Source organism: Mesoflavibacter sp. CH_XMU1422-2, from assembly GCF_037029245.1.
Taxonomy (GTDB): Bacteria; Bacteroidota; Bacteroidia; order Flavobacteriales; family Flavobacteriaceae; genus Mesoflavibacter; species Mesoflavibacter zeaxanthinifaciens.
This window is the reverse complement of the sequence record NZ_JAYMEE010000023.1, coordinates 1-11720: the sequence shown is the minus strand read 5'-3', so window position 1 is coordinate 11720 and position 11720 is coordinate 1. Positions and strand designations below refer to the sequence as shown.

The 11720-nt window shown below is 31.1% G+C and carries 8 protein-coding genes; all 8 read left to right on the top strand.

Going from position 1 to position 11720, the window contains the following annotated elements:
- Positions 1-221: 221 nt before the first annotated feature.
- The 8 genes from WA340_RS03795 to WA340_RS03760 all read left to right on the top strand — a co-directional run bounded on the left by WA340_RS03795 (position 222) and on the right by WA340_RS03760 (position 11507).
- The gene (locus tag WA340_RS03795; protein ID WP_336127348.1) at positions 222-713 is read left to right on the top strand and encodes a hypothetical protein; all 492 of its coding nucleotides are present in this window, start codon (positions 222-224) and stop codon (positions 711-713) included.
- A 1142-nt stretch (positions 714-1855) separates the two neighbouring features.
- The gene (locus WA340_RS03790; RefSeq protein WP_336127347.1) at positions 1856-2725 is read left to right on the top strand and encodes a toxin-antitoxin system YwqK family antitoxin; all 870 of its coding nucleotides are present in this window, start codon (positions 1856-1858) and stop codon (positions 2723-2725) included.
- Positions 2726-2880: 155 nt separating this feature from the next.
- Complete coding sequence (locus WA340_RS03785) at positions 2881-3390, top strand: hypothetical protein (protein WP_336127345.1); 510 nt, start codon at positions 2881-2883, stop codon at positions 3388-3390.
- Between the two features lie 768 nt (positions 3391-4158).
- Positions 4159-4734: a hypothetical protein gene (locus WA340_RS03780; RefSeq protein WP_336127344.1), complete on the top strand. Its 576-nt coding sequence runs from the start codon at positions 4159-4161 to the stop codon at positions 4732-4734.
- Positions 4735-6054: 1320 nt separating this feature from the next.
- On the top strand, positions 6055-6252 hold the full coding sequence (locus WA340_RS03775; RefSeq protein WP_336127342.1) for a helix-turn-helix domain-containing protein: 198 nt from the start codon (positions 6055-6057) through the stop codon (positions 6250-6252).
- A complete protein-coding gene (locus WA340_RS03770; RefSeq protein WP_336127341.1) occupies positions 6253-8241 on the top strand; it encodes a site-specific DNA-methyltransferase in 1989 nt (662 codons plus the stop codon). It abuts the gene before it with no gap.
- Positions 8242-8243: 2 nt separating this feature from the next.
- On the top strand, positions 8244-10811 hold the full coding sequence (locus tag WA340_RS03765) for a DEAD/DEAH box helicase family protein (protein ID WP_336127338.1): 2568 nt from the start codon (positions 8244-8246) through the stop codon (positions 10809-10811).
- Positions 10812-11165: 354 nt separating this feature from the next.
- The gene (locus WA340_RS03760) at positions 11166-11507 is read left to right on the top strand and encodes a hypothetical protein (protein ID WP_336127337.1); all 342 of its coding nucleotides are present in this window, start codon (positions 11166-11168) and stop codon (positions 11505-11507) included.
- The last annotated feature ends 213 nt before the right edge of the window (positions 11508-11720 follow it).

Here is an 11720-nt window from a genome sequence, read left to right as displayed (position 1 = left end):
AAGTTAATAGATTGCTAACTTAAGATGTATAAATTCAATTGCGGCTGAATTTCCTACGGAAATTCATTGCAATTTTCTATCTTTGAGTTTCAATCGGAAAATCGGTACGATTTTCCGCAACTGAAATTTATACGCTAACGTTACCTGTAATTATGAAAAACATCCTGTTAACATTGTTACTAATTCCATTTTTGACTTATTGCCAGTCATCTAAAACATACTTGGAATTAGTTGATGAAGCGAAAACAAAAAAAAGTGCGGAACAAATTGAAAAGTTGATTATTGGAACGTGGGAATTTCAAAAATTGACAGATAAGAACGGAAAAACAATTACGGAAGTGAAACATTTCGTAAATGACACAATTACGGCGACTGAATTTGTCTCTCGACCAAATATGCGAATTGAAAAAGACAAAACTTATGAACTATTTGGTTGTGAAAATGCGGAAAACTGTGAAAGCGGAATTTGGGAATATGACTTAAAAGCAAAGATTTTTAGAATGACTTTTGACAAACCAAAATACAACGTGCCGATTGACAAACTTGCACCTGGACTTTTAGAACAGTTAAAAAAATCCGGTTCCTTAATTGAGTTTACGAAAAACGAAATAGAAATAGCGGAAATCACTCAAACGGAATTGAAAGTATTTGAGTTTTTAGAAAGTGATGGAACAGAATTAAACTATAATTTAAAAGTGTATAGAAAAAAATAACTACAGGTAACAATGTATAACCGCAATTACGGCGGATTCGACTACGTCCGAATCCACTCGGAATTGCTAAGGCTAGTGTTTAATCCGAAAATAATCGCTAATTTAATCCGTAACTGACGGTTATACGAGACCGTTAGCTTTAATGCTGGAGCAAGTTTGCGGTTTGAAAAAAGCATGGTTTGTTTTTCGATTTTTTTTAGAATTTTAAGCCAGATAAATCAGAAAAACTGTGTGCGGAATTTCAAAAGTTTTCGGAATTATCACTCAAACGTGAAATGAAAAACAACAGCGGAATTGCTCACTCAAACTCTGAATTGAATTACGGTTGACTTTTTTAGCTTGTTTGCGCAATCGGAACTGGAAAAACAACGCTGGAATTGCGCACCCGAACCTGAATTAGAAAACTGTCGGAATTTGAGCAAGTTTGCGGAATGAGCTAAAAAAAGAAATTAAAGAAATCTGAATAAAAAGCTGACCGAAAAAACAAAAAACGGAATGAATTATAAAAGCACTAAAAGCTAACAACGGCTATAATTCATTACGGCGGAATTTCCTCGCGGAAATTCCATTCATTTTTGCTATCTTTCGGTCAACGTCGGAATGACACTCACCTGCCATTCCGTAACGAAATCATAGCCAAAACCGTTGGCATTCATTGTGAAATTCCGTTCCAAAATCGAATTTCCGTCTGAAATTTAAAGTTCCATAAATCGGAACTAAATAAAAATATGCGGAATTTTTTACTCAAACGTGGACTGAAAAGCACAACGGTTCCGAGGTTTCGGAAGAGCAAGTTTGCGGTTCCGAAATTTCGGAAGAAAAACGGAACATGGATTAAAAAACTGGCTGAAAACCGTTGCGGATTTTTCACTCAAACGGATTTGACAAATCACATCTGACTTTCACTCAAGCGGAAAAATATAAAACAGACTTTTTGCCGACTGAAAACTCGGATTTAAAAGCAGAAACAGAATAAAATTAGCTGAATAAAAAACAACGAAATGCCAACACCGTATAAAAATAATTGCTACTTTAGTGCTTGACCAAAGTTAGTTGCACTTTTGCTGCGTCTGATTTTCCTATCGGAAAATCTGCCGCCCACAAAACCGCAACTATTCTTATACAAAACCGTTGGCAATAATATGAACAAGACCTATCAAATAAGCATTATTCTGTTTTTTTTGACCTGTTTAATTTCCTGTCAAAAAGAAAAAAGCGTTGTCGAAATTGAATTAAATAATCTGAATATTAAAGCGGATGAATTTATTAAAATCGATACATCCTTTTCTGCAAATAACACCATCGAAAGATTGAGGTTTGTTAAATCGGAAATGGAAGATATTCGAGTCTTTTTTTATGAAAGTGGAAAAAAGAAATCAATTATTCCAGTAAAAAATTCTCAAGTTCACGGAGAATGCACTGATTGGTATGAAAATGGACAGATTAAATGGAAACGTTTCTACGATAATGGAAATTCAATAAAACAAAGTACAAATTACGATGAAAATGGGAACAGAACGAAAATCGATGATTTCACCGATGGTAGTTTTACTGAATTTTATTTAAATGGCGAACCTCGATTAAAACGTTCTGACAAATTATATATCGACTACTATTTAAACGGAAAGATTAAAACAAATTATTCTGTAAAATCTGACAGCCTAACGATTGTAGAATACTTTAATGAGAACGGAAAAGAATCATTCAGCGGATATTCTAATTCTAAATTTGTCTTATTCAATAATAATAATTCGCTGTTCAATGGAACAATTACATCAAAATTTAATGATGGAGAAATAGCATATCAACAAACTTTTGTTGACGGATTGCCAAATGGCGAATGTATCAGCAGATTTGGTAATAAAAATTTAGAATATGAATTAGAATTTCTAAATGGAGAGGAAATTGGAATTCATAAAAGATATTATCCAAATGGTAATATCCAATCAATTAAAAACTTTGACACAAATGAATATAAACAATGGGATGAAAATGGAAATCTCATTGAATAAAAATACTATTGCCAACATCGGCTATAATCCATTGCGGCTGAAATTCCTATCGGAATTTCATTGCAATTTGCTATCTTTCGGCTATGGCGGAAAGAATCCTGCGGATTTTTCCGCAACGTATCATAGCCAAACCCGTTGGCAGTAATTACAGAAACATGAAAAAATTATCATTAATACTATTTATTGTAATCATACATACGAGTTTTTCTCAAACTGAAAAATTAGAATTTGAAAATATACCTTTTATTAACGAAAATTTTTCTAAATACTCTCAGTTTAAACTCGAAAATAAGAGCTATAACTATCAATTTTCTCAACAAAAAAATTGTCGAATAATATTAAACAAAGATATTTTTACCTATTCTATATTACGTGGCGAAGACGGTGTTAAAATAAAAGGTGATATTAATCTAGAGAAAAGTTATCAATTTCTAAAAGATGGAAAGCTAATGTTTATCTCACTTTATTTAGAAAACTGTTCGAATGGAAAATTATCTGGTTTCAAGACAAATATTAAGGTTCACTTTGTTGAAGTAGAAAATCAAAAATACTATATTGTTGATTCTCAAATTTTAAAAGGAGAATTTAGAGGTTTACGACATAATTTAGATTCTGAAACAATACAAAATCTAGTTGAAGAAAAAAAACTAGTAGTAAAACCATAGTTTCAATATTATACATATTGTAATTTGCAAACAAAAAAATATTAAAAATAAAAACTACTGCCAACAACGTGTATAGCTCATTGCGGCTGAATTCCTTATCGGAATTCATTGCAATTTGCTATCTTTGGGTTACGGTGGAAAATCCTCGCGGATTTTCCGCAACGAGCCATACACAAACACGTTAGCTTTAATGCTGGAGCAAGTTTGCGGTTTGAAAAAAGCCTGGTTTATTTTTCGATTTTTTTTAGAATTTTAAGGTAGATGTATCGGAAAAACTGTGTGCGGAATTTCAAAAATTTTCGGAATTATCACTCAAACGTGGAATTAAAAACAACAGCGGAATTGCTCACTCAAACTCTGAATTTAATTACGGTTGACTTTTTAGCTTGTTTGCCCAATCGGAACTGGAAAAACAACGCTGGAATTGCGCACGGTTATTGAGCGATAGTCGAAATACAAACCTGAATTAAAAAACGGTCTGAATTTCAGCAAGTTTGTGGAATGAATTAAACGTAGAAATTAAAGAAACCTGAATAAAAAGCTGACTGAAAAAACAAAAAACGGAATGAATTATAAAAGCACTAAAAGCTAACAACGGCTATAATTCATTACGGCGGAATTTCCTCGCGGAAATTCCATTCATTTTTGCTATCTTTCGGTCAACGTCGGAATGACACTTACGTGCCATTCCGTAACGAAATCATAGCCAAAACCGTTGTACCACATATGAGAAAACGAAATCTGAAATACATAATTGGAATTTTATTTATGACATTTCAATTTCAAATCTTTGCTCAAGAAACTGAAATGGAAAAGAAAATAAGCGAATTGTTTTTCGGACTTAACCTAAACCAAAAGCCGAGTGAAATAGTTAAAGAATCTGACTTCGAATTTGAATATGGTTGGACAAGCGCAATTGTTGATGTTAAAAATCACTCGTATGCGACTGAATTTAATAACCATCCGACAATCAATGGAGAAATCAAAGAGGGAATTTTTAGAATCAACTACGACTCACACCAAGAAAAATATGGAATTTTCTCGCTGACAATGGTAATTAGGTTTACGAATGAATACACTCAAATTGACGAGTACGAAAGACTTACACACGAATTTGAAAAGTATAGTTCGAAAACCCTAATTGAGTCTACTCAAACGGAGGATTATGAAACCAAATCTCAAGTAACGGTTTATCAAAAAAATAAGGACTTTGAAATACCAAAACTTGATTTCTATTTTGACCAATCCGATAAAAATGATTTTCCTTTGGTTGTGACTTTTACTACAAGTTGGAAAATGGACGAATTAAAAAAATTGATTGAAAAACAAAAAAAGACGGAATAAAAAATACGTGGTACAACACCGTGTATAGCTCATTGCGGCTGAATTCCTAATCGGAATTCATTGCAATTTGCTATCTTTCGGTTACGGCGGAAAATCATAGCTGATTTTCCGCAACGAGCCATACACAAAACCGTTAGCTGTAATATTGCATCCACCAAAAACGCTCAATTCATGCTGATTTTTAGCAACGTAACTCTAAAAAATTGAAAACAGAATTTTAGCCTGTTACGGATCTGAATTTTAAAACGGTAAACTGAACGGAACTCTAAAACTGACTCGTACGGAATTGAATAAATTGCGGTCGAATTCTGTCGCTCAAAACGGAACAGAAACAAAAAAAACGGAATGTTGCGCAAAAAAAAGTGGAATAAAAATAAGTTTTCTTTCTACAATTTCGCCAGCTGAATCACATAAAACAAAACAATACTACAGCTAACAAGGTATATATTCAATTGCTACTGAATTTCCTTTCGGAAATTCATACCAATTTACTATCTTAGTTGCTTAATGCTGAAAATCCTTCGGATTTTAAGCCGCAACTAAATCTATACCAAACCGTTGCCATCCATTGTGAGTAAAAAACTAATAATTATAAATATGAACAAAAACAATTGGATTCTCGAAGGAATCATATTTGGACTGATAATGCTAATCTTTTCAAGCATACTTGATTTAATAACTAATGAATTTAGTTTTGAAGGATTTTGGAAAAAAATACTGATTTGGCTAATTGGTGGATTAGTTTTTGGATTAATAATGAAATTGATTAGAAAAAATAAGAAGGAATAAAACTTTAGAGATAATATTCAATCGGAATTCAAAAAGTTTGTGGAGTATAGACTGATTAGGAATTGCTTACTCAAACGGAATTAAAAAATGGAACGTGGTATGAATTACTCACTCGAACTTTGAAAAACGAAAAGCGGAAATTTCGAATTGAATTTAATAACCTGAACTGTTAAAAAACAACGAAATGGCAACAATGTATAAATTCAATTGCGGCTGAATTTCCTACGGAAATTCATTGCAATTTTCTATCTTTCAATCTCAATCGGAAAATCGTACCGATTTTCCGCAACTGAAATTTATACGCTAACGTTGTGTGTAATGTAAAAATCGTGCTAAAATTGAACATTTGAACTAAAAAAGCCAACGCTCAAACAGCACATTTATTTTTTTGCCAACGCGAAAAGCCAACGCTCAAAAAAAATAAAAGAGCTGTTTCTTCCCAACGCTCACTCACGAGAATACAACGAACATTTTCACTACATTTCAGCGAATTATTATTACATTGCATCTGATTAACCAAAAAGGTTACAAATGAACCGAATAAAAGAAGTTCTAAAAAATAAAGGAATATCTCAAACTTGGCTCGCTGAACAAACTGATAAAAGTTATACGACTATCAACGAGTATGCGAGAAACAAAAGACAACCGAGTTTGGAAGACTTATATAAAATAGCCGAAATACTAAATGTACAAGTCAGCGAATTATTAATTGAAAGAAACGACCAATAAATGAAACTATACGAAGCGTTAGAAAAACAACTAAAAAAGGAAATCAACTTTGTTTCCGACAACGGAGAATTAAAAAAATGGGTCGTAATTAATAAAGCACAAAATTATGATGTTGACTTAATTGCCATTTTACTGGAGGACAAAGAATTAAAAGAGAAGTTTTTTTTAGACATAAAAGGCACATTGGTTTTTAACCAAAATTTATTTGTACAGTTTCTGGAACAAAAAAATTACCTTAACGACAGCTATACACAATACAAAAACAAAGTTGGTTTAACCATTGATAGTAAATACCTAAAACAACGCAACGAAGTTGTGTTAGTTTGGCCATTTAAAGATTGTGTTTTAGAAGGTGGACAAAGTCGTGAAGAAGATAAACGAGAAGAAATTTTCTTTAACGAAACCTTGGCACAAGACGAAATCACTCAACTTTTAGAACCAAAAGTTTTAACTAATGTTAAAATCTACGACAAAAATGGAGAAAAAGACTTTTCAGGTTTCACAAGAGATGCTGAACTGAATAAAAAGAGGGAATTACCAGAAGATACCATTACAGATAACCTAATAATTAAGGGAAATAATCTTTTAGCTTTACACTCTCTGAAAAAAGAATTTGCTGGAAAAGTTAAACTCATATATATCGACCCACCATATAATACAGGTAATGACAGTTTTGGCTATAATGATAATTTCAATCATTCCACTTGGATGACATTTATGAAAAATAGACTTTTGGTAGCAAAAGAATTGTTATGTGAAACTGGTTTTTTATTCATTCAAATAAATGATATAGAATCTGCATATCTTCAAGTCTTGGCTGACGATATATTTGATAGAAGTAACTTCTTAACTTCAATTTGTGTAAAAATGTCACATTTAAGTGGCACAAAAATGGCTCACAAAGAAAAGAAACTACCAAAGATTAAGGAACATATTCTTATGTATTCAAAAAACAAATCAAATGTTAGTTTGAATCCTCAATATATTGAAACAAGCTGGGAAGATGCTTTTTCAAGATATAATTCATTCATTGTAAAAAATGGTTATGATGATAGTGAATCTAATAAATGGGAAGTTATTACTGTAAATGAAGCGATAAAAAGAAACTCAATTGATAAATCGAATTCAAAAAAATTGAATCAATTTTTAATTGAAAACGCTTCTTTAATCTTTAGAACTGCAAGAAATAGAAGTGCCGACTATTCTCAATATCCAGCGGATTTAATTTGTAAACACATTAAAGATGAAGATAATCCTCAAAATTATCATTTCGTTTACAAAGGAGAAGATATAAGTTTTGCAGAAGACAAAATAAGACTAATTGAAGGGAAAAGAAAACCTACAACAATAGTTGGAGATATCTGGACTGATATAGGAATTAACAACCTGTCAAATGAAGGAAATGTAACACTTCGTTTTGGCAAAAAACCTGAATTATTACTTTCTCGCATCATCGGTCTTGTAACAAATCAAAATGATATAGTTTTAGATTATCATTTAGGTAGTGGTACTACAGCATCTGTCGCACATAAAATGAAAAGACAATATATAGGAATTGAACAACTTAATTACGGAGAAAATGATAGTGTAAAACGATTACAAAATGTAATAGAAGGAGAAAATTCAGGTGTTTCAAAAGCTTTTGAATGGAAAGGTGGTGGTTCATTCACTTATTTTGAATTAAAAAAATACAATCAAACTTTTATAGACCAAATAGAAGAAGTCAAAGACAGTAAAGGTTTATTAAAAATTTGGGAGCAAATGAAAGCTAAATCTTTCCTTGATTACAATGTAGATATTCAAAAACAAGATGAACATATTGCGGATTTTAAAAAATTGGAACTGGCTCAACAAAAACAGCATTTAATAGAACTGTTAGATAAAAACCAATTATATGTAAATCTCTCATCAATTAATGATAAAGATTTCGATTGTTCAACAGCCGAGAAAAAAGTTACAGAAGATTTTTACCAAATTAAAAAGGATTAATTATGGCATATTTATATGATACATTAATCAAAGAATTTGGTAAAAGAGAATTGGCAAGAACTGAAGTACCAAATTACATTTCGGACAACATAAAATACGATATTAGACCTTATCAAGAAGAATCTTTTAAGCGTTTTATGCTTTGTTACAACGAAGATTTTGATGCAAAACCAAATAAACCTTTCCACCTACTCTATAATATGGCAACTGGTAGCGGAAAAACATTAGTTATGGCTGGTTTAATGCTGTATCTCTATGAAAAAGGCTATCGAAATTTTTTGTTTTTTGTGAATAGTAACAACATTATTACAAAAACAAAAGACAACTTTTTAAATCCTCAAGCATCAAAATACTTATTTAGCGAGAAAATAGTAATTGACAATAAAGAAATATTAATAAAAGACGTTGACAATTTCGAAGAAGCTGATAATGAAAACATCAACATAAATTTCACAACAATACAACAATTACACATTGACTTAAATAACACAAAAGAAAATAGTGTTACTTATGAAGATTTTAAAGACAAAAAAATTGCTTTAATTGCTGACGAAGCACATCATTTAAGTTCTGGAACAAAAAGCGGAAAATTATTTGGAAGTTGGGAAGGAACTGTAGAGGAAATACTAAAACAGAATTATGATAATATTTTGTTAGAGTTTACGGCAACTTTAGATTATGACACAAAAACAATCGTAGAAAAGTATCAAGATAAAGTTATTCAAAAATATGATTTAGCACAATTTAGAATTGATAAATTTTCTAAAGAAATCAATTTGATTAGGTCTTTGTATGATGAACAAGAACGCATTATCCAAGCCTTAATTTTAAATTTATATCGTCAAGAATTAGCTACTTCCAACAACATTAATTTAAAGCCTGTTATTCTCTTTAAGGCAAAAAGAACAATTAAAGAATCAGAAGAAAATAAGGAAAACTTCCATAAACTTATTGATGATTTTTCGGCTAAAATGGTAGAAAACATTAAAAAAACTTCGACTATTGGTATTGTTCAAAAAGCATTTGACTTTTTTGCGAAAATCAATCTGTCAAGTAATGACATTGCAAAACGCATCAAGTCAAACTTCAAAGAAGAAAATTGCATAAGTGCAAATAATGATAAAGAAGCTGAACTAAACCAAATAAAACTAAATACTCTGGAAGATGAAAACAACCCAATTAGAGCAGTTTTTGCAGTTCAAAAATTAAATGAAGGTTGGGACGTTTTGAACTTATTTGACATTGTAAGATTATACGAAGGTCAAAATACAGGTGGAACAAATACAACAATTGGTAAAACAACGCTTTCCGAAGCCCAATTAATTGGTAGAGGAGCAAGATATTTTCCGTTTAAATTAGAAGAAGGACAAGACCTTTACAAACGAAAATATGATGAGGATTTATCTAACGATTTAAAAGTTTTAGAAGAACTTTATTACCATACAAAAGAAGATAATCGATACATTTCTGAATTAAAGAAAGCATTAGTAGAATCTGGAATTTATGAAGATGAAGATAAATCAATACAACTAAATTTATTTCTAAAGCCAGAATTCAAAAAGACTGATTTCTACAAAAATGGAAAGGTCATTTTCAATAAGAAAGTTGAGAAAAGCTACGATAACGTAAAATCGTTTTCAGATTTAGGTGTCTCAAAAAGGAATATAAGTTTTACGCTATCTTCTGGAATGGGTAAAAAAAGTAGTGTATTCTTTGAAATGGAAAATCCTAAATCTAATGATGAAGTAATTAAAGAACGAGACGTAAAAATTTCTGATATTTCAAAACATATTATTCGATTCGCATTAACTCAAAATCCGTTTTATTATTTTGAAAATTTAGAAAGGTTTTTCCCAAATACAAAATCCTTGTCAAATTTTATTGACAGTAAAGAATATTTAGGAGGTTTAGAAATAACATTAAGAGGAACAAAAACAAGACTTGAAGAAATTTCTAATTTCGACTATTTGTTAGCAGTTCAAAAGTTATTGCAAACCATAGAATCTGAAATAAAATCGAACTTGACAGAATATGAAGGGTCTGAATACATCAACAAAAATGTTCACGAAGTTTTTAAAGACAAAGAAATTAAGGTTTATAAAGACAGCGAAAGAGCTGATGGACAATTTGATGTAGTAAGCGAACCAGAATGGTATGTTTATAACGCTAATTACGGAACAAGCGAAGAAAAGGAGTTTGTAAAAATGTTTGCGAGAAGATTTGAACAATTAGAAAATAATTTTGAGAACATCTACTTAATCAGAAATGAAAGGGAAATTAAAATCATTGATAAATTAGGTAGAGCATTTGAACCAGATTTCGTGCTATTCTGCAAACAAAAAGCTGGAAAAGAATTGACTTATCAAGTTTTCATTGAACCAAAAGGAAATCATTTGAAAGCACACGATAAATGGAAAGAGGACTTTTTAAAAGAAATTAGAGAAGACAAAAAAACCATAGAAATAGACTCTGATAATTATTTAATAACTGGAGTTCCTTTTTACAATAACGAAAACGAAAATGAATTTAAGGAAACATTGGAAAACACTCTGAATAATGCCAACGCATAAGCCATACACATTTGCAATTCGCTACAGCCACCACACAAGCCCAAAATTGCAAAAGAGTATGTCTTGCCAACGCACAAATTAGAACTAAATAACAAACATCTGAAAACCAAGCAGATCGAAAAAACACTACACACAACAACGTGTATAAAACATAGCTATTATAGGCTTTCCGAGAGGTTTTCGCCTATTTATTAAGTCCGCCAAATTTTTATTTTTGTATATTTAGATTTTAAAAGATAAATAGAAAAAATAAAAATTCGGCTCGTGCTAAATCCGAAAAGTTAGTGTTTATTTATACGCTACGTTTCATACACAAGACCGTTGGCTACAATATGAGAATAAAACGTAATCGAAATGAAAGACATATTGCATAAAATTTTTCTAATACTAATCGGAATTGTTTTAATAGGAAAAATATCGAATTGGTTTCTAGATTATAGTGACGAAACAAATCAGATTCTGAATGCTGGAATGTTTACTCTAATCGGAATTGCATACATGGTTGGAGGTTTTGTTTGGGATAAAAAACTGAATAACATAATTTTTCTAGTTTGCGGAATTTATTTAATTGCAATGAATTTTATTGGTGACTTTGGACCTAAATCAATGATCGGAATTGTTTGTATTTTGACACCAATGTTGATTGCTCGATTCTCACCTGAAGAAACTGATGAAAAAGAATTGTCTGAAAATTAAAAATACTATAGCCAACATAGTATAAATTCAATTGCGGCTGAATTTCCTACGGAAATTCATTGCAATTTTCTATCTTTCAGTCTCAATCGGAAAATCGTGCCGATTTTCCGCAACTGAAATTTATACGCTAACGTTAGCAAACAGCTGAAAATGATCTACCCAAAAATTATAATCGGAGTTGGAATCTTGATCGGAATTATTCTTTTTAAGAAA